We start from the raw sequence: 26,015 nt of genomic DNA, 5'->3' as shown, positions 1-26,015 counted from the left end.
CGCCGCAGGTCACTCATCGTGACCGGTCCGCCGGGAACGACCCGGCACGATGTTACTTTCGGTGACGAGATCACCCCGGCGGATCAGCTGCTCGGGTGAATCAGCGATGTCGCGTGCGGAGCGCGGCAGTGTGGAGAGCCGAAGGTGACCATCCGGCTGAGGCGTGGCAGTGTCGCCCTGCTGAGCGGCGCGTGCCTGCTGTGGATGATGGGCCCGGCCCAGGCGGGGACGCCCCCTCCCACCCCCGAAACGGACTTCTCGTTGACGGTGAGCCCGACCCGGCTTGCCGTCCAGCCCGACGACCTCGGCAGGAAGCAGGTGTTTCAGGTCCTGAACCAGGGCCGGCTACCGGTCGAGGTCGAGGTCCGCAGGGCGGATTTCACGTCACGGCTGGACGGCACACTGCTCTTTCGGTCTGGCGCCGCCTACTCCGCCAGAGACTGGGCCACCGTCACCCCCCGCCGCTTCCGCCTGGCGGCGGGGAGGTCCGCGCCGGTGTCCGTCCGGATCAGGGTGCCGTCCGATCCGGAACCGGGTGATCATCAGCTTGCCGTGGTCTTCCTGGTGCCGGCCGGGACCGGCACCGGCAACATCCACATCAACCGGGGGATCGGTGCCCCGGTCTACGTCGCCGTGCCCGGTCCCGCCGACGACTCGGTGGAGGTCACGGACCTGCGCGCACCGGGTTTCACGCTGGGCGGGCCACTCACCTTCACCGCGAGGGTCCGCGACACCGGGACCGTGCACCGGGACTTCCGCGGCACCGGCCGCCTGCGTCTGCAGGTGAACGGAGAGAGTGTCCCGTTTCCCGACTTCACCGTGGGCCGGGGCGCCACGCGTGAGATCGCCACGACCTTCGACCCGCCGCTGCTGTGTCTGTGCCGGGCCACCGTGTCCCTGCCCGGAGGAACGTCCACAGGTGTGACCGTCGTCGTCTTTCCGCTGCACTGGCTGGCCGCCATGATCCTGCTCGGCGGACCGCTCCTTTTGATGATGTTCCTACGCAGGCGCCACCTGGCCCGGATGAGCGCCGCTACGCGTGTCCCGAGCGGGATCGAGGAGGAGAACGACGTCGGGCAGCCGCGGTGAGCGATCCTCCGGGGCCGCGACCCGGGCCGCCGAGGTGCCCAGGCCGGTCGGCAGGAACGAGAACCCGGCCGGCGCCGGGGGCCGGCTGCGCCGGAGCTCGGCCTCGGTGTACCGCGCGCACCGGCGATGCCACTCCAGGATCCCCGACATCCACTCCTTGAGGTCGTCGGCGTGCCGGGTGAGGATCTCACGGACCGGCCCGTCGAGGGCGAAGTCCTCGAACAGCGCCGGCAGGTCGTTGGCGACGATGTGCTCGAACTGCCGCATCCGTGCCGCCATCAGGTCGGCCACGATGTCCCGGGCCTTCCAGCGGTCCACCTCCAGGAAGTTCTCCACGACCAGGACGAGGTTGTGGACCTCACCCTCGAACTCGATCTCCTTCTGGTAGGAGAACAGGTCGTTGGTGAAACAGGCATAGTCCTGCGCCGCGGTGTCCAGCTCGCGCATCACCCGCGTCTGGTAGAGCTCCGGAGGGACCACGTCCGAATGCGCGAGCCGGGCCAGGCTCATCGTCATGTCCGACCCGAACGTCCTGCGGCGCATCTCGATGTAGTCGACCGGGTCGGGGACCCGGTTCTGGGCCTGGTTGGCCAGCTCCCACAGCCAACTGGAGGTCATCTCCTCGACCGCTGTACGGAACTGCCGCCGGGCGGGCGGGCTCATCGGCGCCGCGGTGCGCCGCCACAGGTCCGCGAGGCCCCGTTCGACGGCATTCGTCGGCTCCGGGACGGCCGCCTCGGTCTCCAGCGGCATGAACGCCGACAGCCGTTCGTTGCAGAGCTTCGCCGCCGCGAGATCGCGGGGAGCCCCGAACACCACGGGGAAGTAGTCGTCGCCGTAGGTCCCCCACGCCAGCCAGTCGGAGGACAGGTTGAGCTGTTCGGAGCTCGCGTCGGCATGGATCATCGCGGCGCAGTGGGCGAAGTCGAAACCGACGAAGCGCCGTTCGTCCCAGAGCCCGCCGGCCTCCACCCCGGGCGCCGAGTCGAACATGCCCATCCGCCGCGCCCAGCCGACCGCGTAGCGTCGCGCGGCCGCCAGATGCGGGCTGGTCCGGATCGGGTAGGGCATGTAGAGCTCCGGCAGCGGCAGGTGCCCCACCGGCTGAAACGGCAGGTACGACTGCTGCCTGACCCTGCGCCGCAGTCCGAGTTTCGCGGGGGAGAACGCCAGCCGGGCGGCGGAGGTGCCCAGACCGGTCGGGCTCCCCAGCGCGCCGCCGGGGTCGGTGACGGCCCCCTCGTTCATGTAGCGGCTGGAGCGCGCGTGCCACTCGTGGCCGCCGGACTGCCAGTCCTGCAGGCCCTTGACGTAGGCGGCCACTCCGGCCTGCTCGTGCGCCGGCACGGCGTGCTCGGCCAGCAGGGCCGGGACCTCGGTCAGCGTCGTGTTCTCGAACTGCTGCAGCCGGGAGGTCAGCAGCTCGTTGACCAGCTCGGCCGCGTCCTGCGTCGAGCAGTCGAAGAACTTCTCGAAGACCAGAACCGCGTTGGAGTTCTCTCCCTCCTCCCGGACCTCACGCTGGTAGGAGAAGAGGTCGTTGCGCAGGTGCACGGCGTCGGAGAAGGTGTCCGACAGGACGCGCATCGGCCGCATCCCGGCGAGGCCGTCGGGGATCTCCGCACCGACGGCGTACTCGACGAGGTTCGCCGACCACGGCGCTCCGCCGACCCTGCGCCGCATCTGAACGTATTCGATCGGATTGGCTATCCGGCCGCGGTCGATGTTGTCCAGCTCCCACATCGACTCGACCATCAGGTTGTGCGTGCTGGTGATGAAGCGCTCCCGCCACCCGTGCGACATCGACGGGACCGTGCGCGCCCACAGGTCCTTCAGTCCCGCCTCCGCCGGGTTGGCCGGCTCCGGAGGCGTCTCCCCCTCCGCGGTCATGAACAGCTCGAGGCGGTCGAGGTGGGCCTTGGCGCCGGGAAGGTCGCGGGAGTATTTGAACTGCTCCAGAAAGTGGTCGTCGAAGAAGAACACCCAGACGTACCAGTCGGTGATCAGGTCCAGGGCGGGGCCGTCGCAGTCGGGATGGGTGTAGGCGCACATCAGCGCGTAGTCCATCCTGGCCAGCGCCGCCTCGTCCCAGACGACGCCGCCGCCCGGCTTGGGCGAGTCGAGCATGCCCATCTGCCGGGCCCAGGCCGCGCTGTGCTCGCGGGAGCGTTCCAGATGGGGATTGATCCTGGCTGGATACGGCATGTAGAAGTCGGGGAGCGTGAAAGCCTGCATGAGCGCGCCTACTCTCTTGGACCGACTGGCAAACTTCACTTAAAGTGACGGTAAACGAACCTAGAGTACCGCCTCGTGCCGCCCGGCCGAGTGGTATCCCCGAATATCCGCCCGTCGCAGGTGTCACGCCGGGATCGTCCGCCGTCCGCCGCTTACCCCGTTCGCCGGTCACCCTGTTTCGCCGTCCGCCGCTCACCCCGTTTCGCCATCTGTCCGTTCGCCGTCCGCCCCGTCCGCCGTCCGTCCGGTCACCCCGTCGCCGGGGGCTCCCGCGTCCCGGCGACAGGCAACCGCTCGGTCCGCGTGCCGGGCCGGCTGAGCGCGACGGCGCTCCCGTCGCGCTCCCTCCGCCCGTGTGCCGCGACGTCAGGCGATCATGCGGAGGTTGAGATCTGCCCGTTGGGGATCGCCTCGAGAAGCCGGCCCCACTCCGGATAGGTCGCGACCTTCTTCAGGTGCATCTTCATGATCTTTTCGTTCAGTTCGGGATCCGCGTCATCCGACAGGCGGACCGCCGAGAGCCTCGCGAAGTGGGGGAGGATCCCGGAATCGCCGTCGAGGTGAACCTGGTCGTACAGGTAGCGCTCCAGTGCCGCCAGGTCCTCGACCGCCGCGCAGTACGCGTGGGTGTAGCCCTCGGCGGGGTCGCCGAGATCCTGGCCGACGGTCGAGAACGACACCGACTCGACGGCCGCCGTACGTCTCATCGCCGCCAGCACTTCGGCCTTCTTCTCCTCCGTGGTTCCGTCTTTGAAGCTGAAGCGCAAGATGTTGACAATCATGGATGCTTCCCTCGTACCCGTTGGTGGGTCTTGAATTGAACTTGTCGGTTCACTGTAATGATCTGGTTAGGTAAGGACAAGCAGGTTCGTAGAAATGGACCACCCGGTTCAGATCACCTGCGGGAACGGTTACAGTGCGAGGGTGACGGGAGTGACAACCTCGGCCGGGCGGACGGCCTCAAGAGGGCGTATCGACAAGCGGCAGGCGATCCTGGATGCCGCTTTCGCGGTTTTCGCCCGAAAGGGTTACTCGCAGGCCTGCGTACAGGAGATCGCCGAAGAGGCAGGCGTCGCCAAGCTGACGGTCTACAACCACCTCGGCGACAAGGAGAACCTGTTCCGGCATGCGATGGAGGCCGCGGCCGACGCGGTGATGGCAGAGAACCTCGCCGTCGTCGAGCGGCTGCGTGACCCCGGTGACGACCTGCGCGCGACCATGGAGGACGTGGGGTACCGCATGCTCCAGGTGTGCTGCAGCGAGCGCTCCCGTGCGCTGCGGTGGCTGACCTATGCGCAGGTCGCGCGTTTCCCCGACATCATCGAGGTCGTCCAGGGGCGCACCTCGAACCGGCTCGGCGAGGCGTTGGCGGACCGGCTGGCACGGCTCTCGCTGTCCGGGCGCGTACGGTCGTGCGACCCGGCGCAGGCCGCGGAGCAGTTCCTGGCGCTGCTCACCGGTCCGATGGAGGCGCGTTCCGGGCTGGGCACCCGCAAGGTCTCCGCCGCCGAGACGCGCACCGTGGCGCAGGCCGCGGTCGACACCTTCCTACGGGCGTACGGGACGGCGGCCGACCAGGCCGGCTGACCTCGGCCCCGTGACCGGTCGGGCCGGTGCGCGGCCGGGAGGAACGCAGACGAAAGGCCGTCGAGCGTGCCCTCAGCGGAGGGACGGTCGACGGCCTTCGCGAGAACGCCTGAATGCCCTGTGCGGCCCCCGGCGGATCAGCGGCTCATCGGCTCAGACGTCGTAGTAGAGCTCGAACTCGTGCGGGTGCGGACGCAGGCGGATCGGGTCGACCTCGTTCTCGCGCTTGTAGGCGATCCAGGTCTCGATCAGGTCCGGCGTGAACACGCCGCCCTCCAGCAGGTATTCGTGGTCGGCCTCAAGGGCGGCGAGCACGTCCGGCAGCGAGCCCGGGACCTGCGGGATGTTGCGCGCCTCCTCCGGAGGAAGCTCGTAGAGGTCCTTGTCGACCGGCTCGACCGGCTCGATCTTGTTGCGGATGCCGTCGATGCCGGCCATGAGCTGGGCGGCGAAGGCGAAGTACGGGTTGCAGGACGGGTCCGGCACGCGGAACTCGATGCGCTTGGCCTTCGGGTTGGAGCCCGTGATCGGGATGCGGATGCACGCCGAGCGGTTGCGCTGGGAGTAGACCAGGTTGACCGGGGCCTCGTAGCCGGGGACCAGGCGGTGGTAGGAGTTCACCGTCGGGTTGGTGAAGGCGAGCAGCGACGGGGCGTGCTTGAGCAGGCCGCCGATGTAGTAGCGGGCGGTGTCGGACAGGCCCGCGTAGCCGACCTCGTCGTAGAAGAGCGGCTCGCCGTCCTTCCAGAGCGACTGGTGGCAGTGCATGCCGGAGCCATTGTCACCGAAGAGCGGCTTGGGCATGAAGGTGACCGTGTGGCCGTGCTCCAGCGCCGTGCTCTTGACGATGTACTTGTACAGCATCAGGGTGTCGGCGGCCTTGAGCAGCGTGTTGAACCTGAAGTCGATCTCGGCCTGACCGGCCGTGCCCACCTCGTGGTGCTGCATCTCCACCTCGACGCCGGCGTCGATCAGCCGGCGGACCATCTCCGAACGCAGGTCGGTGAAGTGGTCCATCGGCGGGACCGGGAAGTAGCCGCCCTTGTAGCGCGGCTTGTAACCGAGGTTGCCGCCGTCCTGGGCCTTGCCAGTGTTCCAGGCACCCTCGATCGAGTCGATGTGGTAGTAGCTCGAGTGCGCGCTGGTCTCGAACCGCACGTCGTCGAAGATGTAGAACTCGGCCTCGGGACCGAAGTAGACCGTGTCGGCGATGCCGGTGCCCTTGAGATACTCCTCGGCCTTGCGGGCGACGTTGCGCGGGTCGCGGCTGTAGGCCTCACCGGTCAGCGGGTCGTGCACGAAGAAGTTGATGTTGAGCGTCTTGTGCTGCCGGAACGGGTCCAGCACGGCCGTGGACGGGTCGGGCAGCAGGAGCATGTCCGACTCGTGGATGGCCTGGAAGCCACGGATCGACGAACCGTCGAACATGAGACCGTCGGTGAAGACGCTCGCACCGAAGTTCTCCGTGGGGAAAGTGAAGTGGTGCGTCGTCCCCGGCAGGTCGGTGAACCTGACATCGACGAACTGCACCCCTTCATCCTTGATGAACTTCAGGACGTCGTCGGCGGAGTTGAACACGCGAACCTCCCAAGGGGCACGGGCTATCAGAGCCGAAGGTAGGCCTGTGCCGTTACCGCCCCGTGTCTCGTTTGTTTCACTCGTGTTAAGGGAAAGCAGCCTCCACGTTAGCCTTGCGATCCGGTGGACCGAGGCATGAAAGGCGGTCTTTTGCCCGACTCTTACGCCTGGGGCTGCCTGCGCCCTATGTCCGGAGCCGCCCGAATCCTCTGGCCGGGCCGTCCGCGTCTCACGTCCGGCCCGACCTGGATCTCACATCCTGGCCACCCGGATCTCACGCCCGGGGCCGCTCGGATCTCAGGTCCGGGACGCCAGCTGACAGCCTTCGCCGTGCGTCTCCTCGCGGGAGTAGGGATCCGTGGGGGCGCCGGTGGCCGCTGCGGCCTTTTCGTCAGTCTCCGAGTCGGAGTAGAAGGGGTGGACGAAGCCGTCGTCGACGTCGCACCGGGCCGGAGTCGTGCCGCCGCTGTTCCACTGCGCCACCCAGAACCGCAGCCGGCCGCTGTCCTTCCACGCCTCCAGTGTGCCCACGCTGTGCGCGACGAGCCGCATCGTGGTGGCCGGCTGTCCCGGCCGCCGGATCGCGTACACGAACAGGTAGTTCACCTTGATGCGGACGATCCTCCTGCCGTGGTCGCGGAAGACGGACAGCCGCGTTTCGCCGTTCACCTTGATGGCCTTGACGGCGAGTTCGGCTGTTCCGGGGGCGAGACTGGTCACCCATGGCCGGCTGTCCGTCCTGCTCTTCCCACTGCGGTCGAGATTCCTGGCGAACCACTCCCGCTGCTCGGCCTCCAGCAGGGCGAGCAGCTTCTTCGGCCGGCCGCCCATCAGCACTCCGCGATCCAGATGCGAGGCCGCAAGCAGTTTCCCGGCCCGTTCCAGCGCGGCGGACACCTCCTTGCGGCTCAGCCCGCCCATCGCCTTGGCCTCCGGCATCACCAGGCCCTTGGCGCCCTCGGCGTACTTCTCGGCGGGTGAGCCGTAGAAGGGGGAGAGTTCCACCGGTTTCACGTCCACCGGCATGGTCTCCTCGGGGATCGCGCCGAGATTCATGCCGCCGTCCACTCCGGTGAGTCCCGTGTGGATCCCATCGACGAGATCGGGCCGGTAGGTGACGGTCAGCCCGGTGCCCGCCAGCACGGCGACCGCGATGACCGCTGCGATCCGCAGCCTCCGGCGGCGACCGCGCCGCAGCGGGCGCGTCTGCCCCCGGGCGGCGGAGCTGGCCATCCTCTGACGCTCGTCCTGGCTGATCTGAGCGGTGAGCGCGTTGAAACGCTGGTCGATGTCATCTATGTCAGACATTTGGGGGGTTCTCCGGGAAATGTGCTTGAAGAGAAGGGTGATGCACATGATCCACGGCTTTCGCATGATCCGGGTAGCGGGCTCGGGCGGATGCGGGGGCGCCCTCCGGGGCAGATACCGTTTAACAATGAGCAGCAGGCAGCAACCCCGTTGGACCCAGACCTGGCTCGGCGGCGTCCGGTCGGCCGGAGTCGACCTGGGCTACCCCGGGGAGCAACTCGGACTGCCCCGGCAGGGCAGTGGAGCGGTGGCGGGGTTCGGCCGCCGGATCGGCGCCATCGTGATCGACTGGCTGATCTGCACCTGGGCCATCGCCCAGGGACTCCTGCGGGTGAACGCGGCCGAGCAGGGCTGGGTGCCGCTTGCGATCTTCGCCGCGGCCAACATCCTGCTGGTGGGCACCATGGGCATGACCTTCGGCATGCGGTTGCTCAACATCCGGGTCGCCGCGCTCGGCGGCGGTCGTCCCGGCCTCGTCGCGGTGCTGGTGCGGACCCTGCTGCTCTGCCTGGCCGTACCGGCGCTCATCTGGGACCGCGACCAGCGCGGCCTGCACGACCGCGCGGCGAACACCGTGGTCGTGCGACTCTGAGCCCCTCCCCAGGAGGGCGAGGCGGCCCCTCCTGCCCGCTCGGACGGAGTCCCTCAGGGCGGAGCGGACGTCAGGGCAGAGTGGACGTCAGGCCGGTCGCACGCAGGTGAAGATCGCGGTGCCGGGCAGGTGCCGGCCGCGCAGCGGACTCCAGCCGCCCCACTCGCGGTCGTGACCGTCGGGCCACTCCGGCTCCACCAGAGCGGTGAGCGTCAGACCCGAGCCGACGATGTGCCCGATCCAGTCGGCCATCGTGCGGTGGTGCTCGACGTAGGAGGGCCGCCCGTCGTCGCCGATCTCCACGTACGGCGAGCGGTCGAAATAGGAGCGGTCGGCGGTCAGTCCGCGGGGGCCCGGATCGTCGGGGAAGGCCCAGCGGACCGGGTGGCTGACCGAGAAGACGAGGCGTCCGCCGGGGCGCAGCACCCGGCGGGCCTCGGTGAGGACGGCCGGCACGTCGGCCACGAACGGCAGCGCGCCGAAGGCCGAGCAGACCAGGTCGAACGCCTCGTCGGCGAAGGGCAGGACCTCGGCGTCGGCCTGGACCACCGGGAGCGGCGAGCCGCCACCGAAGTCGATCCGGCGGGAGTGCTGGAGCTGGCGGAAGGACAGGTCGAAAGCCACGACCCTGGCTCCCTGCCCGGCCAGCCACCGCCCGCACTGCCCCGCCCCGCAGCCGATCTCCAGGACGTCTCTGCCCGCGACGTCGCCCAGCAGGCGGGCGTCGGCTTCGTCGAGGCCCTCCGGGCACCAGACGAAGCCGGAGTCACGGAGGAAGTCTCCGTGCTCGGCCTGGTATTCGTCGGCGGCGCCGTCCCACCAGCCGCGGTTGGCCCGCGAGGTGCCGGCGGCGTCCACCTGGCGCCGCTCGACTCCTGCGAGATCCATCAGCGCATCTTCGGCCGGGGCATTCTCGCCCCGCGCGGCAGCGGGCCCTTGGGCATCTGCACCGTCTGGGGGAGGGCCTTGAGCCGGTTGTTGATCTCATAGACCGCGGGCTTCTTGAGGTTGCGCGGCAGCTTCATCAGGTGGCGCTGCAGCTTGGCGAGCGGGATCTGCCCCTCACCGTCACCGGACTGGATGTCGTAGACCGGGACGTCGAGCGCGACCCGCTGGACGCGCTTCTTCTCGGCGACCAGCATCTTCTGCACGCGGCTGCCCGGCCCCTCGGAGACCAGGACGATGCCGGGGAAACCGACCACCCGGTGCACGAGGTCCTGGTCACGGTTGAGCGCGACGGCAGGAGTGACCTCCCAGTTGCCGCGCATTCCCTGCAGGATCGAGGCGGCGGCGCCGAGCTGGCCGTGCAGCATCGAATACTGCGACCTCTGGGCGATCTGCCCGAACACCACCAGCCCCACGGTGAGAGCCAGCATGACCCCGATGAAGAGCAGGTACCAGAACCAGCCGGTGACCAGGCCGATCACGATGCACAGCGCGAGCGTGCCAAGTGCCGACGCGTAGACGATCGGCATCCCCTTGGGGTTAACCTCCTTGACGATCTGCGCGACCATACGGAGTTGCTTGATGCGCCCCGGGCGCTCTGGGTCTTCGGGCTTCTTGGCCATACTCCGAAGGATACAAATCCAGGGGTCAAGAAATGAAAACGTGACCTACCGCGTACCAGCGGTCCGGCGGGTGATGTGACGATTCACACAGCGCCGGCCGGTGAGGTCCGGTCCACCGGGAAAACGCCATGGGCCCCGCGCGTCAGCGCGGGGCCCATGGCCGAGGTGGACGTCAGGCGTGCTGACGGGCCTCGATGGCCTGCTTGTAGAGGCGGCCGGCCCGGTAGGAGGAGCGGACCAGCGGGCCGGACAGGACACCGGCGAAACCGATGGCCTCGGCCTCCTTCTGGAGCTCCACGAACTCCTCGGGCTTCACCCAGCGGTCCACCGGGTGGTGGCGCGGGGTGGGCCGCAGATACTGCGTGACGGTCAGCAGGTCGCAGCCGGCCTCGTGCAGGTCGCGCATCGCCTGGACGACCTCCTCGCGGTCCTCGCCCATGCCGAGGATCAGGTTGGACTTGGTCACCAGCCCCGCCTCGCGCGCCTTGGTGATCACACCCAGGGACCGCTCGTAACGGAATCCGGGACGGATCCGCTTGAAGATCCGCGGCACGGTCTCGACGTTGTGCGCGAAGACCTCGGGTGCGGCGGAGAAGACCTCCTGGAGCTGGTCCTCGTCGCCGTTGAAGTCGGGCACCAGCAGTTCGACGCCGCAGCCGGGCAGCAGCGCGTGGATCTGCCTGGCGGTCTCGGCGTACAGCCACGCGCCACCGTCGGGCAGGTCGTCACGGGCGACGCCGGTCACGGTCGCGTAGTTGAGGCCCATCTGCTGGACCGACTCCGCCACTCGCCGCGGCTCGTCGGTGTCGTACGCCTTGGGCTTGCCGGTGTCGATCTGGCAGAAGTCACATCGCCTGGTGCACTGGTCGCCGCCGATGAGGAAGGTGGCCTCGCGGTCCTCCCAGCACTCCGAGATGTTGGGACATCCGGCCTCCTGGCAGACGGTGTGCAGGCCCTCCCGTTTGACCAGTGCGCGCAGCTCGGTGTGGTTGGGACCGGTCCTGAACTTGGTCTTGATCCACTCGGGCTTCTTCTCGATGGGGGTCTCGGCGTTGCGGACCTCCAGGCGGAGAAGTTTCCGGCCTTCCGGAGCCACGGTCATGCGACCTCCCTCGTCGGTCGCGGGACCGAGATGCCTTGTCTATTCGCTCGCTCGCTACGCTCGCTCACCGCCCCAGCTTATGTCCCGCCGGAGCATGGCCGTGCGCGGGGGTGGGGCGCTCCGGGCGCCGCTCAGCGCCGGAAGAGGTCCTCCTCCGGAAGCTCGAAGGACTGCGCGTCGAGCGCCTCGGCCAGATGCTTCTCGGCGTACGGCATGACCTCGTCGACCACGATCCTGCGGCCGGTCTCGGCCGACAGCGAGGAGACCCCGGCGTCGCTGATCCCGCACGGGACGATCCGGTTGTACCAGCTCGGGTCGTTGGAGCAGTTGAGCGAGAACCCGTGCATGGTGACCCCTCGCGCCACCCGGATGCCGATCGCGCCGACCTTCCGGTCGGGCAGGCCGTGCGAGGGGTCGCCGGCCACCCAGACGCCGCTGCGTCCCGCCACCCGTCCGGCCTGCACCCCGAAGTCGGCGCAGACACGGATGAGCGTGTCCTCCAGGAGGCGGACGTAGGAGATCACGTCCAGCCGCTCACCCAGTCCGACGATCGGGTAGCCCACGAGCTGGCCGGGACCGTGCCAGGTGATCCGGCCACCCCGGTCGACGTCGATGACCGGGGTACCGTCGGTGGGCCGTTCGCTCGGGGCGGTGCGCTTGCCGGCCGTGTAGACCGGCGCGTGTTCGAGCAGCAGGCAGGTGTCGGGAATCTCGCCGGCCACCCGGCGGGCGTGGATCCGCCGCTGGAGATCCCAGGCCTGCTCATAGGGGAAGTCAACGCCAAGACGGACGATCGCCAGGTCACTCACGTATCAAGAGTAGTTGACCCGCTCGTGGTCATGCCGTGAGAAGTCGAGGCTCGATGCGGAACTCCTTCACCCCGCCCGTTCCGTCGTGCTCGATCCGGTAGGCGTAGCCCTTCGGATCGACGGTGACGGCCTGGATGAACTCGGTGCCCACATAGTGCAGGGCGACGCCCTCGTCGGCGGCGTAGCCGTCGGGCAGCTCACCCGAGGCCACCGCCTCGTGCAGCAGCGCGCGGCGCTGCGGGTCGGAATTGTAATGAACGCCACAGGAGTGCGGAAGCAGCCCGAGCCCGTCCGCCCACGTCCGCAGGGTCGGCCCGAAGGAGTCGGTGTTGCCGCCCACGTGCCAGCAGAGCGCCCCGGCGCTCTGCCCGGACAGCACCACGCCCGCCTGCCACGCCTCCTCGAACGCCTCGTCCAGGCCGTGCAGCCGCCACAGCGCCGCCAGGTTGGCCACGCTGCCGCCGCTGACGTAGATGACGTCCTGGCTCAGGATCCACTCGCGGGGATCCTCGACGTTGGGCATGGAGAACACGGTCAGATGGCTGACCTCCACGTCCCAGTCGCGGAACGCTCCGTACATCTTCAGCAGCCAGTCGGAGTCGTCGCCCAGGGCGGTGGCGAGCAGGCCCAGCTTCGGCCGGTCCTGGCCGGTCAGGTCAAGGGCGTACCGCAGCAGCGGGCTCGCCTCTATGAACCCGTGGCGCTCGGACGGACGGAACGAGCCACCCCCGATGGCAAGGATGTGAGACTGCCCGGAACTGCGCATACGTGACCTCTTCGACGGCTTTGGTGGAAACAGGGACCCTAGAGTACGGCGGCCAGCGCCTCGTTGAGACGCGTATGCCGGAACGCGTGGCCAGACTCCAGGAGGCGCCGGGGCAGCACCCGTTGCCCGGTCAGCACCCCTTCCTCGGCGAACCCGCCGATGGCCGTGCGCAGCGCGAACCCGGGCACGGCGATCGGCATGGTGGGCCGGTGCAGGGCCTCTCCGAGCGCCTTGGTGAACTCCGCGTTGGTGACCGGCTGCGGGGCGGTGAGGTTGACCGGGCCCGAGATCTCCGGATCGTCCAGGATGCGCAGTACGGCGTGCACCCAGTCGTCGATCGAGATCCACGACCAGTACTGCCTCCCCGATCCCAGGGGCGCGCCCAGCCCCAGCTTGAAGATCGGCAGGATCTTCGCCAGCATGCCGCCCTCGCCGCTCAGCACCAGGCCGGTGCGGAGCCGGGCCACCCGGATGCCGGCCTCCTCGGCGGGTGCCGTCGCGGCCTCCCAGGGCACCACCACCTCCTGGGCGAGGAATCCCTCGCCCGGCGGCGCCGTCTCGTCGACCTCGCGGTCCCCGGTGTCGCCGTAGTAGCCGATCGCCGACGCGGACAGCAGCGTCGGAGGCCGGTCCGGCAGCTCCACCAGCGCCTTCGCGAGCGTCCTGGTCCCCTCGACCCGGCTGCGGACCAGTTCGCGCTTGACGTCGTCGCTCCAGCGCCGGTCGCCGATCCCCGCTCCGGCGAGGTGGACCACCGCCTGCGCGCCCTGCAGGGCCGCCGGGTCGATGAGCCCCTTTCCCGGGTTCCAGAACGACTCGTCGGCGCCCTTCGGCGCCCGCCGTACCAACCTGACCACCCGGGTGCCGTCGGCCCGCAGAGCCTTGACCAGAGCCGATCCAAGCAGGCCCGAGGATCCGGTCACGATGATCGCCATACCGTCCAATCTAGTCGACCTCCCCTGCGATCTTCGGGAGCCCGGCGGTCACCGGACGCGCCCGGAGCGGAAGACGCCCGCGAAAGGTGACACGGAAAGGACGGAGAGCGGGAACGGACCGGGCCGGCCCGCGGAACGCGGACCGGCCCGGCGGGACGGAACGGTGACTAGCCGTTGAGACCCAGCTGGTTCTCGAAGCGGCCCTCCTCCAGGCGACGCTTGATCGTCGTCAGGAAGCGGGCGGCGTCGGCGCCGTCGACCAGGCGGTGGTCGTAGCTGAGCGCGAGGTACACCATCGAGCGGACGGCGATGACCTCGCCATCGGCGGTGTCCACGACGATCGGGCGCTTGACGACCACACCGGTGCCCAGCATGCCGACCTGCGGCTGGTTGAGGATCGGCGTGTCGAACAGCGCGCCCCGGCTGCCGGTGTTGGTCAGCGTGAACGTGCCGCCGCCGAGCTCGTCCGGGCTCACCTTGTTGGTGCGGGTCCGCTCGGCCAGGTCGGCGATCTTACGGGCGAGGCCGGCGATGTTGAGGTCGCCCGCGTCCTTGATCACCGGAACGACCAGGCCGCGCTCGGTGTCCGTCGCGAAACCGAGGTGCTCGGCGTCGAAGTAGGTGACCTCGTTGGTCGCGCTGTTGATCGTGGCGTTCAGCTTCGGGTGCTGCTTGAGCGCCTCGATCGCGGCGAGGGCGAAGAACGGCATGAACGAGAGCTTGACGCCCTCACGCCGCTGGAACTCGCCCTTCGCCCGGTCGCGCAGCCGCGCGATCTTGGTGACGTCGACCTCGACCACGCTGGTGAGCTGGGCCGAGACCTGCAGCGATTCGACCATGCGCTTGGCGATGGTCTGACGCAGGCGCGACATCTTCTCGGTACGGCCGCGCAGCGTGGTGTCCACCGCGACCGGCTCGGGGGCCTGGGCCGGGGCGGACGCCTGGGCCGGAGCCTGGGCGGCGGCCTGGGGGGCCGGCGCCTGCGCGGCGGCCTGCTCGCGATGGTTGCGGGCGGCCTCGAGCACGTCCTGCTTGCGGATGCGGCCGCCGACGCCGGTGCCGTTCAGCGCGTCGAGGTCGACGTTGTGCTCGCCGGCGAGCTTGCGCACCAGCGGGGTGACGTACGGGCTGTCGCCCGACGCCGGGGTCGCGGCGGGGGCCTGGGCAGCCGGGGCCTGCGGGGCCGGGGCCTGAGCCTGCGGGGCCGGGGCCTGCGGAGCGGGAGCCTGTGGGGCCGGTGCCGGGGCGGGAGCCTGGGGGGCCGGAGCCGGGGCGGCGGCCTGGGGGGCGGGCTGCGGGATCGAGGAGATCGGCTGGGCCGGCTCGGGGGCCGGCTCGGGAGCGGCCTCCTGGGCCGGGGCCGAAGCCGCGCCCTCGGTGCCGTTCTCGTCGATGACGGCCAGTTCGGCGCCGACCTCGACGGTCTCGTCCTCGGCGACGACGATCTTGGTGAGGATGCCCGCGGCCGGCGACGGGATCTCGGTGTCGACCTTGTCGGTGGAGACTTCGAGGAGCGGCTCGTCGGCCTCGACGCGCTCGCCTTCCTTCTTCAGCCAGCGGGTGACGGTGCCCTCGGTGACGCTCTCGCCGAGCTGGGGCATCTGTACGGACTTCGGCATGGGGTGTCTTCTCTCGCGTTCCGAGTGAGGGCTGGTATCAGTTGTGGACGTGCAGGGGCTTGCCTGCGAGGGCGAGCATCGCCTCGCCGACGGCCTCGGACTGGGTGGGGTGCGCGTGGATGAGCTGCGCGACCTCGGAGGGGAGTGCCTCCCAGTTGTAGATGAGCTGACCCTCGGTCACGAGCTCACCGACGCGACGGCCGACCATGTGCACACCGAGCACCGGGCCGTCCTTCGCGGTGATGACCTTCACCGCGCCCTGGGTCTGCAGGATCTGGCTCTTGGGGTTGCCGGCGAGGTCGTAGGTGAACTCGACGATCTCGTGACCACGCTCGCGGGCCTGGGCGGAGGTGATGCCCACCGACGCGACCTCGGGATCGGAGTAGGTGATCCGCGGCACGCCGTCGTAGTCGATCGGCACCGGGTTGAGCCCGGCGATGTGCTCGGCCACCAGGATGCCCTCGGCGAAGCCCGCGTGGGCGAGCTGCAGGGTCGGGATCAGGTCGCCGACCGCGTACACGCCCGGCACGCTGGTCTGGCAGAACTCGTCGACGGTGACGGTGCCCCGCTCGATCGCGATGCCCGCCTCCTCGAAGCCCATGCCCGTGGAGACGGCGCCACGGCCGACGGCGACGAGCAGCAGCTCGGCGTCGAGGGTCTTGCCGTTGGCGAGTGTGACGACCACGCCGGTTTCGGTGCTCTTGACGCCCTCGAAGAAGACGCCCAGCTCCTGCTTGATGCCGCGGCGGCGGAAGGAGCGCTCCAGCAGCTTGGAGCTCGACTCCTCCTCCAGCGGGAGCAGGTGCGGCAGGGCCTCGACGATCGTCACCTCGGCGCCGAAGGAGCGCCACACGCTGGCGAACTCCACGCCGATGACGCCGCCGCCCAGCACGATGACCGAGGTCGGCACCCGGTCGAGCTTGAGCGCGTGCTCGCTGGTGATGACCCGCTCGCCGTCGATGTCCAGGCCGGGCAGCGACCGGGGCGCCGAGCCCGTCGCCAGCACGATGTTGCGGCCCTCGTAGACGTCGGAGCCCACGGTGACCCGGTTCGGGCCGGTGAGCCGGCCCTCGCCCTCGACGATCGTGATGCCCTTGCTCTTGAGCAGGCCCTGCACGCCCTTCCAGGCGCGGGTGACGATCTTGTCCTTGAACGCGTGGACGCCGTCCATGTCGATGCCCTCGAACCGGGCCTTGACGCCGAACGCCGCGCTCTCCCGCGTCTCGTCGGCCACCTCCGCCGAGTGCAGAAGGGTCTTGGTGGGGATGCATCCCCGGTGCAGACAGGTGCCGCCGATCTTGTCCTTCTCGATCAGCGCGACCGTCTTGCCCAGTTCGGCCGCCCGCAGGGCGCAGGCATACCCACCGCTACCGCCCCCCAGGACCACGATGTCGTAGGGGCCGCTGCCATCAGCCACAGGAAAGCTCCTTGTCAGATTGGAATACCGTCTTCGCGGCCGCGCCCGCTCCGTACCCGGGCCGGACGTCCGTGGAGACCGTTCTCGTCTCCATGCACTCCCCCGGGACGGCTCGCCGCACCGCCGGGGTCCGGCCCCGGCAACCGCATCTTTTCATCTGTCCATGTCGTACGTGACCCGCTTGCACGGCGTCAGCCCGCGTAGCGCTCGGCGAGGCCGACGAGGGTCCGGGTGATCGCCCCGGTGCCGCCCTTCGGGGTGTAGCCGTGCGGTTCGCCCTTGTTGAAGGCGGGGCCTGCCATGTCGATGTGTGCCCAGCGGACTCCTTCCGGCACGAATTCGCGCAGGAAGATGGCGGCCGTCAGCATGCCGCCGAAGCGCTCCGGGTGGAGGTTGGCGATGTCGGCGACAGGAGAGTCGAGCCCCTTGCGGAGCTCCTCCGGCAGGGGCATGCCCCAGGCGGCCTCGCCCTGCTCGCCGGCGGCCAGGACGACCTCCTCGCGGAGCTCGTCGTCGTTGGCCATGACGCCGGCCGTACGCCAGCCCAGCGCCACGATCTGCGCGCCGGTGAGCGTGGCGATGTCCACGATCACGTCGGGGTTGTCCTGACCGGCGCGGGCTATGCCGTCGATCAGGACCAGGCGGCCCTCCGCGTCGGTGTCGAGCACCTCGACGGTCTTGCCCGCGTAGCTGGTGAAGACGTCGGAGGGGCGCTGGGCGGTGCCGCTGGGCATGTTCTCCGCCAGGCAGAGGTAACCGACCGCGTTGACCTTGAGACCCAGCTTGGCGATCGCGACGAGCGAGCCGAAGACCGCCCCCGCGCCGCCCATGTCCGACTTCATCCAGTCCATCGCGGCCGACGGCTTGAGCGACAGGCCGCCCGAGTCGAAGGTGATGCCCTTGCCGACGAACGCGAGCGTCTTGGTGGCCTCCGGGTGGTTGTAGGCGAGGCGGACCAGGCGCGGCGGCCTGGCCGATCCCTGGCCCACCGCGACGATGCCGCCGAAGCCCTGCTCCTTGAGCGCGTCCTCGTCCAGGACCTCCACCGACAGGCCCGCCTTCGAGCCGGTCTGCTCGGCGATCTCGGCGAAGCGGGCCGGCCACAGGTCCGAGGGCGGGGTGTTGACCAGGTCGCGGACGAGGGTGACCGACTCGGCCAGGGTGGTGGCGCGCTCGATCGCGGCCTGGGCGCCGTCGGCGGCGCTCAGCACGGTCAGCTCGGCCACCGGGGCGGTCTGCTCACCGGTGGTCCGGTAGGTGGTGAAGGTGTAGGCGCCGAGCAGGCCGCCCAGGGCGACGGCTCCGGCGCGCTCGGCGTCCGCGGCGGGCAGGGCGAGCGCGACGCGGGAGGTCCCCGCGAGGGCCCGGGTGGCCGTACCGGCGGCGCGGCGCAGCGTCTCGGGGTCGTAGCCGCCCTCGGGGGCGTCGCCGAGGCCGACGACGGCCAGCAGCGGGGCGGTCAGCGCGCCGAAGGTCGGAAGCTTGGCGATCTCGCCCACTTTGCCCTTGACGCCCATCGCGCCGAGCGTCGCGGCGAGCCTGCCGCCGAGCGCCTCGTCCAGGCTCTCGGCCCCCGGAGCGGGGCGGGGGCCGTCCGGACCGGTATGGACGCCGACGACCAGCGCGTCGGTATCAAACGAGACAGCGTTGTCAGTTGAGTTCAGCCGCACAGTGGTCACGTCGCCTGATGCTAGTCGGCTTTGGCAGTACGCATAAACGCGGGTTCGTCCTACGAATTTTAGGCTCCCGATGAAACCAATGCGACTAGCACCATCTTAACCATGGTGCTAGTGTAAGTAGCATCATGTTGCTCACTTTGGATCTGAACGACCCCCGGCCGCTCCACGAGCAGGTCTCCGGGACGATCCGGCGTGCCATCGCCGACGGCTCCTACGCGCCCGGAGACCGGCTGCCGCCCGCCCGGGATCTGGCGGACGCGCTGGGAATCAACGCCAACACCGTGCTGCGCGCGCTGCGTGAACTGCGCGACGAGGGCCTGCTGGAGTTCCGCCGCGGGCGGGGCGTCAGCGTGCTCAGCCGGCCCGACGCCCGCGTGGTGCTGGAGGAGGCGGCGCGCGAGCTGCTCGCCGAGGCCGACCGGTACGGCTACGGCCCCGAAGAAGTCATCCACATCATCAGGGAGTTGTCATGACCCGGCCCGTACGGCTGCCGCCCGCACATGACACCCGAGAAGAAGGAGGTGACATGGCCGCCCGAGGCCGCACCGTCGCCGTGGTCTGGGGCGCGCTCGTCACCGCCCTGCTGGCCGCCGTCCCCCTCGTGCTGCGCGACCGCCTGCCCGAACCGCTGGCGACGCACTGGAACGGATCCACCGCCGACCAGGCCATGTCCTTCGCCGGCAACCTCGCGTTCGGCCTGGCCCTCTGGCTGGTGGCCTGGGCCCTCCTGCTCGGCGCAGCGTTCCGTGGCGCGGCCTGGCGCACCCGGCTGGGGCGTGTCCACTGGTGGGCCTTCCTCTTCGGCTGGGCGGTGCTCGCCCTCGGCGTGACGGGCTCCATCCTTTATGCGAACCTGGACGTCGCCGACTGGCGTCAGGCCGCGCTGCCCGGCCCGCTGATCGCCGCCGTGATCGGCGCCGCCGTCGCGGTCGGCGTGCTGGCGGGCTATCTCGGCAGGGGAGAGCCCGACCGGCCCCGCGACCACACGGAGACCGCGGCCATGCGGCTGCGGCCGGGACAGCGCGCGGTCTGGGTGGGACGCGTCTCCAACCCCTGGCTGGTCGGTGCCTCCACCGTGGCCCTGGTGGCCACCGTGGCCGTGGGCGGGCTCTACGCGGTGGGCGTGCCGGCCGGCCGATCGGCCTGGGGCATCCTCATCCCCCTGCTGGTGGTGACCCTGCTGGGATTCGCCACGAGTTCGGTCGGCGTCCGGGTCGACGGCGGCGGTCTGCGCGTCGGCTTCGGCCCGCTCGGCCGGCTCGCCTACCGCGTCCCGATCGGCAAGATCGAGTCGGCCTGGGCGGAGGAGCGCCTCCCCACCCAGGTCGGGGGCTGGGGCCTGCGCGGTCTGCCCGGCACAGGCCGGATGACGGTCATGCTGCGCGGCGGTGACCACCTGGTCATCCGGCGTACCGGGGGAGGCGTGTTCGCCGTCTCCGCCGACGACGCCGAGCGCGGCGCGGCCCTCCTGAACGCCTACATCGCCGAGCGCTCCGGTTCGTGACCCGCCGCGTCCCCGGCCTGCTGCCCGGTCCCGGCCCCTGCCCGCCCCGCCCGCTCCCGTTCTCGGGACGGGCCGGTCCCTCTCCCGCTCCCCGACGTTTTCGAAGGTTGCGTCATGTCACGTCGTTCCTCCGACCTCCGGCTGTTCCTGCTCGCCGCGTTCGGCCTGTCCTGGCTGGTCGCCCTCCCCATCTGGCTGACCGACGTCCCGCTCGGCTCCCCGCTGATCACATTGTTCGGCGGCGTGATGATGTTCACCCCCGCACTCGGCGTCCTCGCCGTCCGGCTGTACGGCAGGCGGCGGGAAGAGCCCCGGACCACCCGGCGTGAGTGGGCCCGGCGGACCGGCCTGACCTTCGGTGAGAGCCGGGGCGGCACGTTCGCCCTCATGGCGCTGGCCTGGCTCGGCACTCCGCTGCTGGTCGTCGTGGCGATCGCGCTCAGCGCCGCCCTCGGCCTGCTCGCCGTCGATCTCGACGGGCTCAGCCTGTTCCGCGCGGCCCTGGCCGCAGGCCCCGGGGGGCAGCCACCCGGGATGGACCCCGCGACGCTGGCCGCCGTGCAGCTCGCGGCCGCCCTCCTGATCGCCCCGCTGATCAACTCGATCGCGGCGTTCGGTGAGGAGTGGGGCTGGCGGGGCTGGCTCCTGCCGCGCCTGATGCCACTGGGCACCTCGCGGGCACTGCTGGTCTCCGGGGTGATCTGGGGCGCCTGGCACGCCCCGCTCACCCTGCGCGGCTACAACTACCCCCAGCTCGGCGCGTGGGCGGCACCCATGTTCGTCGTCTTCTGCGTGGCCTACGGGGCCCTGCTCGGCTGGCTCCGTCTCCGCTCCGGCAGCATCTGGCCCGCCGTCATCGGCCACGGCGCGCTGAACGCGTCAGGGAGCATCATCCTGCTCGTGGGCGACGCCGCCCACCCGCCGAACCTCGTCGTCGCCGGGATCACCGGCCTGGTCGGCTCGGCGCTGCTGGCCGTGGTCGCCGCCGCGCTGTTCCGGTTCCGGCCGGTCCGGCGGCCCGATCCGGTCGCCGTCTGACCTGGGTTTCCCAGGGGTCTCGTCGTCCGGGACCGGTGGCTCGACAGCGGCCACCCGATCAGCCCACGGCCATCGCGCACACCACCAGCACGGTGGCCGTGGCGACCTCGACGAGGGCGCCGAGCACGTCGCCGGTGATCCCGCCCAGCCGCCGTACCGCCCTGCGCCGCAGGGCCCACGCGGCCGTCAACCCCGCCAGGACGGCAGCGGGCAGGCCCCAGATCACCGTGGCCGTCTCATTCCACCGCAGGAGCAGGCCGTCCGTCGGGAAGGACCCGGTGGTCTCGAAAGCGTCGAGGTCGCCGATCCCGGCGGTGATCCGGTATTCACCGGGCGACGGGAACGGTGACGTCGCCCCCGCGAGCCACGGCTCCAAGACCCCGGTGAAGTGCAGGAGCGCCCACGCGACCGTCCCGGCGAGCACGAACGCCGTCACGGCGAGCGCGGGGCCTCGCCGTACGGTGCCCGCGACCATCGAGCCGAGCCCCCCGGGACGGGCGGAGGGGACGCCCGCGCGGCAGGCCCAGGTGAGCGCCAGTCTTCCCGTCGCGCAGGCGACGACCACCGCGGCCGGGCCCATCCCGGCCGCGGTGACCTCCGCCAGCGTCGCCACCTGGACCAGCAGGGTGAGGACCAGCGTCACGACGCCGAACGGCCCGATATCGGACTTTTTCATGATGTCCAGTGCTGGTCCGGCCGGTCGGCCGCTGCCCAGCCCGTCGGCCAGGTCGGCCAGTCCGTCCAGGTGCAGTCCCCGGGTGAGCAGTGCCAGCGCCGCCACGGCCAGCACCGACGCGGGGAGCGGCGTCACCCCCAGCCGGAGCGCCACCGCGAGCACGGCCCCGGCGACGACTCCGATCAGCGCTCCGACGAACGGGGCGGCCGTCATCGCGATCCCCGCGGCCCTGCGGTCGACCACCCCGGGGCGGACCGGGAACACGCTCAGCGTGCCGATCGCGAGACGCACCCCGTCGGCGAACGTGGACGGGCTCTCCGAAGGCGGCGTTCCAGACACGGTCGACGAGCGTAGCCCGTGCACCCGCCCGCGGGCCGGGTGCCCGTCCGGACGGGCACTCAGACGGGCAGTCAGACGGGCAGTCAGACGGGCAGGGGGAGGACGCGGCCCGCCACCACCAGCGCGACGTCCTCGGATTCGAGCGCCAGCCGCTGGTTCAGGCGACCCAGGGCGTCGCGGAACATCCGGCCGCTGGAGGTGGCGGGCACCACGCCGAGCCCGACCTCGTCGGAGACCGCGACGACCGGTACCCGGACCTGCCGCCAGGCGGCGACCAACTCGTCGCACCGGGCCGTGACCGCCTCCCGGCCGTCCCCGCTCCAGGCGTCGCACGCGTCGAAGACCGCGGCGATCCAGGTGCCGAGCCCGTCGATCAGCATCGGAATCTCGGCGGCCCGGAGCAGTCCGGCCAGGTCGGTGGTCTCGGCCGTGCCCCAGTGGGCGGGCCGGCGCTCCCGGTGCGCCCGGACCCGTCGGCCCCATTCGGCGTCACCGTCGCCGGACGGCCCGGTCGCGACGTAGAGGACCTCGGGCTCGGCGGCCAGTCGGAGCTCGGCCTCGGCCGACTTGCCGGAACGGGTCCCGCCCAGGACCAGGGTGCGCCGCGGCCGCGTGGGCGGGGCGGGCACGGGCCCGTCGGTGTCGAGGACCGTCCCGTCCGGTACGGCCCGCACCCCCCAGAACGCGGCCCGGCGGGCCAGCTCCGCCTCCGTCGGCACCCGGTGGTCGATGTCCACGGCCACGACGTGGGTCCGCTCGCCGACCACGCCGCGGCGGCGCAGATCCCCCAGCCGCTCCGGCCGGTCGAGCACGTCCATCAGCACCAGCCCGTACGTGGACCGCGCGTCCTCCGCGGGCGCCGGGTCTGGAGCGCCCTTCGTGTACGCCGGGTCCGGGGAGTCCTCCGTGGATGCCGAGGACGGCCCCCGCCCGGTCCGCTCGCCGTACCGGCCAGGGGGAGGGGAGGGGAGGGGGGCCGCGTAGAGGATCCGTTCCCCGCTGGGAGCGGTGAGGGTGAGGCCGTCGGGGCCGGTCGAGGTCCGGTACCCGGGTGGGAGGGGACCTGCGGGCGGGAGCCGTACGGGTCCGTCGGAGGTGGGCCCGGCGGGTGCGGGCTGTACAGGTGCGTCGGGGATGGGGCCGGTGGGCGGGAGCCGTGTGAGGCCGGGAGTGGGTCCGGTGGGCGGGGGCGGCGCGGGATCGGTGAGGACGACGTCGGTGGGGCGGCGGTGGCCGGGGGCGAGCCGCGTGCAGGAGGCGCACTCGCAGCCCGGCGCGGGCCAGCCGTCGCCGGCCGCCGTTCCGGAGATCAGGACCTTCACCGCTTCAGCGTAGGGGCGGGGTTCCGCCGTCCGGCCGGGGTCGTGTCGCGGGTGCTCGCACCCGCCTGTCTCCGGGACGTGCGATGTAGGGTTCGCTGGAGTCGTCGGAGGCACCGGGAACACGCGCGAAGGGACCGTATGGCATGACGTGGCACTGGCGTTATGAAAACGCGAATGGCGGCATCGTGACGGAGGGGGTCACGCCGTCCGACACGTTTCCGAGTCAGGCGGATGCGGAGTCATGGCTCGGGGAGAGCTGGCGTGAGCTGCTGGAGTCCGGTGTCGAGAAGGTCACTCTGCTCGATGGCGACCGGGTCGAATACGAGAAGATGTCGCTGCGCGCCGAATAAAGCCGAATAAAGCCGCGCCGAACAAGTCGAATGACTGAGAAACCCCCGGGTCTCCGTCACGGAGGCCCGGGGGTCGTCTGTCTGTCAGGGGCGCTTCGCGGGGCTGACGGTCTTGGCCGGGTCCCGCTCGATGACCGGGCCGAGGACGTCGTCGATCTTCTTCAGCACCTCGGCGTCCAGCTTCACACCGGAGGCCTTGACGTTGTCGCGGACCTGCTCGGGCTTGGTCGCGCCGATGATGGCGGAGGCCACGTTCTGGTTCTGCAGCACCCACGCCACCGCGAGCTGGGCCATGCTCAGCCCGAGGTCGGCGGCGATCGGCTTCAGGTCCTGGACGCGGGTGAGCACGTCGTCGTTCAGCATCCGGGAGATGAAGTTGCCACCGCTGGGGTCGGTGGCCCGGGAGCCCGCGGGCGGCGGCTGGCCCGGCAGATACTTGCCGGTGAGCACGCCCTGGGCGATCGGGGACCAGACGATCTGGCTGAGGCCCTCCTTCTCGGAGAGCGGCACGACCTCGGACTCGATGACCCGCCACAGCATGGAGTACTGGGGCTGGTTGGAGACCAGGCGGTCGAAGCCCATCTCGTCGGCGATCCTCAACGCCTGGGCGATCTGGTCGGCGGTCCACTCGCTGACGCCGACGTAGAGGACCTTGCCCTGCCGGACGAGGTCGTCGAAGGTCTTGAGGGTCTCCTCCAGCGGCGTCTCGTTGTCGAAACGGTGGGCCTGGTAGAGGTCGACGTAGTCGGTCTGCAGGCGACGCAGGGAGCCGTGGATGGACTCGGTGATGTGCTTGCGCGACAGGCCGCGGTCATTGGGACCGGGGCCGGTGGGCCAGAAGACCTTGGTGAAGATCTCCAAGGACTCGCGGCGGACCCCCTTCAGGGCACGTCCGAGCACCTCCTCCGCCTTGGTGCCCGCGTATACGTCGGCGGTGTCGAAGGTGGTGATCCCTTCGTCGAGGGCCGCCTGCACGCACTCCTTCGCGGCGTCCTCCTCGACCTGGGAGCCATGAGTGATCCAGTTGCCATAGCTGATCTCGCTGACCATGAGACCGCTGCGGCCAAGGTGACGGAATTCCATGCTTCGACCTTAGTAGGTGCCATCCGACAGATCTTTTCGGGATACTCTGCCCGGCGTGCTGCGCTTGATCACTTCTCGATGGGTACGGCTCGCGGCCGCGGCCGCCGTGGTGACGGCGATCGTCGTGATGGTCCTGCGGCTACGCCGTGCCCCTGCCGTCCCCGGGGCAGCCCGCCGGGCCGGGGCCGATCCGGATGCCCGGTCCGCCGCGGCCGGCCGGAGCGGCCTCCATGCCGAGGCCGTGCCTCCGTGGCCCCCCGTCCCGATCCTCGGCGTCCCCACCGCCGACGATCTCAGGCGCTATGCCAAAAAGTCCTACATCCCTGGCTTCCTCAGCGCCGAGTCCTCTCCGCGGCAGCCCCTGGACGCCGCCGCCCGCCGCCGCCTGAACCGCTGGGGCGCCGTCGCGGCGGCGCTGTGCCTGCTGGTCTTCGGCACCCAGGCGCTGGAGAACGCGACCTTCTCCAAGGAGACGGGCGGGGAGGCCGAGTACGCCGAGACGTACTACCCCGCCGAGGTCGGGGAAGACCGTTACGGCGTGGTCTCCGGCTCCGTGACCGGCTCGTGTCACCTCCCGTACGCGGAACCGCCGGGCACCTATGCCGGCCCGCTCTGCGATGCGGGCGTGAGTGACGGGGACCTGGAGGCCGCGGTACGGGAACGGCTCTCGTCCCACGCCGACGCCACTCCGGGGCCGGCCCCCACCGCCACGGGGGATCCGGACGGGTCGGCTCCGGACGCCGACTGCCACCCCGCGGCGCGGGCTCCGCGGGTGCGGGCGCTCAGCCCGAGGATGGTTCGGGCGGTCGGCAGGCAGTGGGCGCGGATCGAGAGGTGGCTGAAGGCCAACGACCCCGCGAGCTACCGCACGCTCGGACCGCCCGCCAGGGCCCGGACGATCGCGGTCGCGGAGGCGCAGATGGGCCTGCGGTTCCCCGACGACCTGCGGGCCTCGCTGATGCGGCACAACGGGGCCACGGCGACGGGTGGGAGCTGGCCGTTCGGCTTTCTGGGAAACATGGGGATGGGTGTCCGGGAGATCCGCGACACCTGGCGGATGCTGTGCGAGATCGACGACATCGACAAGGGCGACCCGCGTGCGGAGTGGTGGGACGGGCGCATGATCCCCTTCGGTTCCGACGGGAGCGGCAACCACCTCGTGGTCGACTCGGTCCGGCGCGACGTGGGGGACACCGACCACGAGGGCCAGCTGAGTTTCACGCCGGGCGGCGTCCCGATCCGCTCGCACTACGCGCTGCTCAAGGCGACCGCCGCCGCGATGGAGACCGGTGGGTCCGTCGGCTACTGGAGACCCGCGATGATCGAGGGCGGGTTCGACTGGGAGATCGTGGACTGAGCGCCAGGTGGACCGATGATTCGCCTGCGAAACGACAAAAAGCCCGTCCCCGGGGAGGGGAC

At 70.6% G+C, this 26,015-nt stretch carries 24 protein-coding genes; 8 read left to right on the top strand and 16 right to left on the bottom strand.

The genetic code is table 11. From position 1 onward, the window contains the following. Positions 1-144: 144 nt before the first annotated feature. The gene (locus tag OHA77_RS08210; protein WP_406317181.1) at positions 145-1,089 is read left to right on the top strand and encodes a hypothetical protein; all 945 of its coding nucleotides are present in this window, start codon (positions 145-147) and stop codon (positions 1,087-1,089) included. Here OHA77_RS08210 and OHA77_RS08205 read toward each other — a convergent pair. Further along, complete coding sequence (locus tag OHA77_RS08205; RefSeq protein WP_406319801.1) at positions 1,000-3,324, bottom strand: family 2 encapsulin nanocompartment cargo protein terpene cyclase; 2,325 nt, start codon at positions 3,322-3,324, stop codon at positions 1,000-1,002. The two genes, OHA77_RS08210 and OHA77_RS08205, sit on opposite strands and share 90 nt — an antisense overlap. A gap of 374 nt (positions 3,325-3,698) precedes the next feature. After that, the gene (locus OHA77_RS08200) at positions 3,699-4,106 is read right to left on the bottom strand and encodes a Dabb family protein (protein WP_406317180.1); all 408 of its coding nucleotides are present in this window, start codon (positions 4,104-4,106) and stop codon (positions 3,699-3,701) included. 142 nt (positions 4,107-4,248) lie between these two features. Between OHA77_RS08200 and OHA77_RS08195 the strand changes: the two genes are divergently transcribed. Continuing rightward, complete coding sequence (locus tag OHA77_RS08195) at positions 4,249-4,911, top strand: TetR/AcrR family transcriptional regulator (protein ID WP_406317178.1); 663 nt, start codon at positions 4,249-4,251, stop codon at positions 4,909-4,911. A gap of 153 nt (positions 4,912-5,064) precedes the next feature. On the opposite strand, the gene glnA is transcribed toward OHA77_RS08195, so the two are convergent. Together glnA and OHA77_RS08185 are read right to left on the bottom strand one after the other, a co-directional pair. Further along, positions 5,065-6,489, bottom strand: coding sequence for a type I glutamate--ammonia ligase (gene glnA, locus OHA77_RS08190; protein ID WP_326821239.1), 1,425 nt, complete (start codon positions 6,487-6,489; stop codon positions 5,065-5,067). Between the two features lie 297 nt (positions 6,490-6,786). Then, the gene (locus tag OHA77_RS08185; RefSeq protein WP_406317176.1) at positions 6,787-7,797 is read right to left on the bottom strand and encodes a hypothetical protein; all 1,011 of its coding nucleotides are present in this window, start codon (positions 7,795-7,797) and stop codon (positions 6,787-6,789) included. A 127-nt stretch (positions 7,798-7,924) separates the two neighbouring features. Here OHA77_RS08185 and OHA77_RS08180 point away from each other — a divergent pair, with 127 nt between their 5' ends. Then, a complete protein-coding gene (locus tag OHA77_RS08180) occupies positions 7,925-8,389 on the top strand; it encodes an RDD family protein (protein ID WP_326821241.1) in 465 nt (154 codons plus the stop codon). Positions 8,390-8,476: 87 nt separating this feature from the next. Here OHA77_RS08180 and OHA77_RS08175 read toward each other — a convergent pair whose 3' ends face one another. The 9 genes from OHA77_RS08175 to OHA77_RS08135 form a co-directional block, all read right to left on the bottom strand. Further along, complete coding sequence (locus OHA77_RS08175) at positions 8,477-9,277, bottom strand: class I SAM-dependent methyltransferase (protein ID WP_406317175.1); 801 nt, start codon at positions 9,275-9,277, stop codon at positions 8,477-8,479. Continuing rightward, complete coding sequence (locus OHA77_RS08170; RefSeq protein ID WP_326821243.1) at positions 9,277-9,957, bottom strand: DUF4191 domain-containing protein; 681 nt, start codon at positions 9,955-9,957, stop codon at positions 9,277-9,279. The genes OHA77_RS08175 and OHA77_RS08170 overlap by 1 nt, the downstream gene beginning before the upstream one ends. 172 nt (positions 9,958-10,129) lie before the next feature. Next, positions 10,130-11,059 carry a lipoyl synthase gene (gene lipA / locus OHA77_RS08165; RefSeq protein ID WP_326821244.1) on the bottom strand — a complete coding sequence of 310 codons (930 nt, stop codon included), beginning with the start codon at positions 11,057-11,059 and terminating at the stop codon, positions 10,130-10,132. A 131-nt stretch (positions 11,060-11,190) separates the two neighbouring features. Next, a complete protein-coding gene (gene lipB / locus OHA77_RS08160; RefSeq protein ID WP_406317173.1) occupies positions 11,191-11,868 on the bottom strand; it encodes a lipoyl(octanoyl) transferase LipB in 678 nt (225 codons plus the stop codon). Between the two features lie 28 nt (positions 11,869-11,896). After that, on the bottom strand, positions 11,897-12,634 hold the full coding sequence (locus OHA77_RS08155; RefSeq protein WP_406317171.1) for a Type 1 glutamine amidotransferase-like domain-containing protein: 738 nt from the start codon (positions 12,632-12,634) through the stop codon (positions 11,897-11,899). Between the two features lie 38 nt (positions 12,635-12,672). After that, positions 12,673-13,569 carry a TIGR01777 family oxidoreductase gene (locus OHA77_RS08150; protein ID WP_406317170.1) on the bottom strand — a complete coding sequence of 299 codons (897 nt, stop codon included), beginning with the start codon at positions 13,567-13,569 and terminating at the stop codon, positions 12,673-12,675. Between the two features lie 167 nt (positions 13,570-13,736). Continuing rightward, positions 13,737-15,188 carry a 2-oxoglutarate dehydrogenase, E2 component, dihydrolipoamide succinyltransferase gene (sucB, locus tag OHA77_RS08145; protein ID WP_406317169.1) on the bottom strand — a complete coding sequence of 484 codons (1,452 nt, stop codon included), beginning with the start codon at positions 15,186-15,188 and terminating at the stop codon, positions 13,737-13,739. A 37-nt stretch (positions 15,189-15,225) separates the two neighbouring features. Continuing rightward, positions 15,226-16,605, bottom strand: a complete 1,380-nt coding sequence (gene lpdA, locus OHA77_RS08140; protein WP_326821249.1) for a dihydrolipoyl dehydrogenase — start codon at positions 16,603-16,605, stop codon at positions 15,226-15,228. Between the two features lie 191 nt (positions 16,606-16,796). After that, on the bottom strand, positions 16,797-18,284 hold the full coding sequence (locus tag OHA77_RS08135; protein ID WP_406317167.1) for a leucyl aminopeptidase: 1,488 nt from the start codon (positions 18,282-18,284) through the stop codon (positions 16,797-16,799). A gap of 125 nt (positions 18,285-18,409) precedes the next feature. Here OHA77_RS08135 and OHA77_RS08130 point away from each other — a divergent pair, with 125 nt between their 5' ends. The 3 genes from OHA77_RS08130 (at position 18,410) to OHA77_RS08120 (ending at position 20,826) form a co-directional block, all read left to right on the top strand. Beyond that, a complete protein-coding gene (locus OHA77_RS08130) occupies positions 18,410-18,757 on the top strand; it encodes a GntR family transcriptional regulator (protein WP_184757372.1) in 348 nt (115 codons plus the stop codon). A 53-nt stretch (positions 18,758-18,810) separates the two neighbouring features. After that, positions 18,811-19,788, top strand: a complete 978-nt coding sequence (locus tag OHA77_RS08125) for a hypothetical protein (RefSeq protein ID WP_406317165.1) — start codon at positions 18,811-18,813, stop codon at positions 19,786-19,788. A gap of 114 nt (positions 19,789-19,902) precedes the next feature. Beyond that, positions 19,903-20,826 (top strand): CPBP family intramembrane glutamic endopeptidase, encoded by a 924-nt coding sequence (locus OHA77_RS08120; protein ID WP_406317164.1) that lies wholly within the window; start codon positions 19,903-19,905, stop codon positions 20,824-20,826. A 58-nt stretch (positions 20,827-20,884) separates the two neighbouring features. Here the strand turns inward: OHA77_RS08120 and OHA77_RS08115 are convergent, their stop codons facing one another. Then, entirely contained in the window at positions 20,885-21,841 is a 957-nt protein-coding gene (locus tag OHA77_RS08115; protein ID WP_406317163.1) for an adenosylcobinamide-GDP ribazoletransferase, read from the bottom strand. A gap of 83 nt (positions 21,842-21,924) precedes the next feature. Beyond that, positions 21,925-23,163 (bottom strand): bifunctional adenosylcobinamide kinase/adenosylcobinamide-phosphate guanylyltransferase, encoded by a 1,239-nt coding sequence (locus tag OHA77_RS08110; protein ID WP_406317161.1) that lies wholly within the window; start codon positions 23,161-23,163, stop codon positions 21,925-21,927. Positions 23,164-23,306: 143 nt separating this feature from the next. Here OHA77_RS08110 and OHA77_RS08105 point away from each other — a divergent pair, with 143 nt between their 5' ends. Beyond that, positions 23,307-23,513, top strand: coding sequence for a hypothetical protein (locus OHA77_RS08105; protein ID WP_326821255.1), 207 nt, complete (start codon positions 23,307-23,309; stop codon positions 23,511-23,513). Between the two features lie 84 nt (positions 23,514-23,597). Here OHA77_RS08105 and OHA77_RS08100 read toward each other — a convergent pair whose 3' ends face one another. Further along, positions 23,598-24,596: an aldo/keto reductase family protein gene (locus OHA77_RS08100; RefSeq protein ID WP_326821256.1), complete on the bottom strand. Its 999-nt coding sequence runs from the start codon at positions 24,594-24,596 to the stop codon at positions 23,598-23,600. A gap of 55 nt (positions 24,597-24,651) precedes the next feature. Here OHA77_RS08100 and OHA77_RS08095 point away from each other — a divergent pair, with 55 nt between their 5' ends. Continuing rightward, complete coding sequence (locus OHA77_RS08095; protein ID WP_406317159.1) at positions 24,652-25,953, top strand: SMI1/KNR4 family protein; 1,302 nt, start codon at positions 24,652-24,654, stop codon at positions 25,951-25,953. Positions 25,954-26,015 lie beyond the last annotated feature (62 nt).

The sequence above is a fragment of the Streptosporangium sp. NBC_01639 genome (assembly GCF_045209755.1).
In the GTDB taxonomy this organism is placed as follows: Bacteria; Actinomycetota; Actinomycetes; order Streptosporangiales; family Streptosporangiaceae; genus Streptosporangium.
This window is presented reverse-complemented; position numbering and strand designations above follow the sequence as displayed.

Excerpts from the sequence above, each read along its gene's own strand:
- OHA77_RS08205 (WP_406319801.1), bottom strand. The coding sequence starts at position 3,324 with ATGCAGGCTTTCACGCTCCCCGACTTCTACATGCCGTATCCAGCCAGG.
- OHA77_RS08200 (WP_406317180.1), bottom strand. The coding sequence starts at position 4,106 with ATGATTGTCAACATCTTGCGCTTCAGCTTCAAAGACGGAACCACGGAG.
- OHA77_RS08185 (WP_406317176.1), bottom strand. The coding sequence starts at position 7,797 with ATGTCTGACATAGATGACATCGACCAGCGTTTCAACGCGCTCACCGCT.
- OHA77_RS08180 (WP_326821241.1), top strand. The coding sequence starts at position 7,925 with ATGAGCAGCAGGCAGCAACCCCGTTGGACCCAGACCTGGCTCGGCGGC.
- OHA77_RS08175 (WP_406317175.1), bottom strand. The coding sequence starts at position 9,277 with ATGGATCTCGCAGGAGTCGAGCGGCGCCAGGTGGACGCCGCCGGCACC.
- OHA77_RS08170 (WP_326821243.1), bottom strand. The coding sequence starts at position 9,957 with ATGGCCAAGAAGCCCGAAGACCCAGAGCGCCCGGGGCGCATCAAGCAA.
- lipA (WP_326821244.1), bottom strand. The coding sequence starts at position 11,059 with ATGACCGTGGCTCCGGAAGGCCGGAAACTTCTCCGCCTGGAGGTCCGC.
- OHA77_RS08155 (WP_406317171.1), bottom strand. The coding sequence starts at position 12,634 with ATGCGCAGTTCCGGGCAGTCTCACATCCTTGCCATCGGGGGTGGCTCG.
- OHA77_RS08150 (WP_406317170.1), bottom strand. The coding sequence starts at position 13,569 with ATGGCGATCATCGTGACCGGATCCTCGGGCCTGCTTGGATCGGCTCTG.
- sucB (WP_406317169.1), bottom strand. The coding sequence starts at position 15,188 with ATGCCGAAGTCCGTACAGATGCCCCAGCTCGGCGAGAGCGTCACCGAG.
- OHA77_RS08130 (WP_184757372.1), top strand. The coding sequence starts at position 18,410 with ATGTTGCTCACTTTGGATCTGAACGACCCCCGGCCGCTCCACGAGCAG.
- OHA77_RS08125 (WP_406317165.1), top strand. The coding sequence starts at position 18,811 with ATGGCCGCCCGAGGCCGCACCGTCGCCGTGGTCTGGGGCGCGCTCGTC.
- OHA77_RS08120 (WP_406317164.1), top strand. The coding sequence starts at position 19,903 with ATGTCACGTCGTTCCTCCGACCTCCGGCTGTTCCTGCTCGCCGCGTTC.
- OHA77_RS08105 (WP_326821255.1), top strand. The coding sequence starts at position 23,307 with ATGACGTGGCACTGGCGTTATGAAAACGCGAATGGCGGCATCGTGACG.
- OHA77_RS08100 (WP_326821256.1), bottom strand. The coding sequence starts at position 24,596 with ATGGAATTCCGTCACCTTGGCCGCAGCGGTCTCATGGTCAGCGAGATC.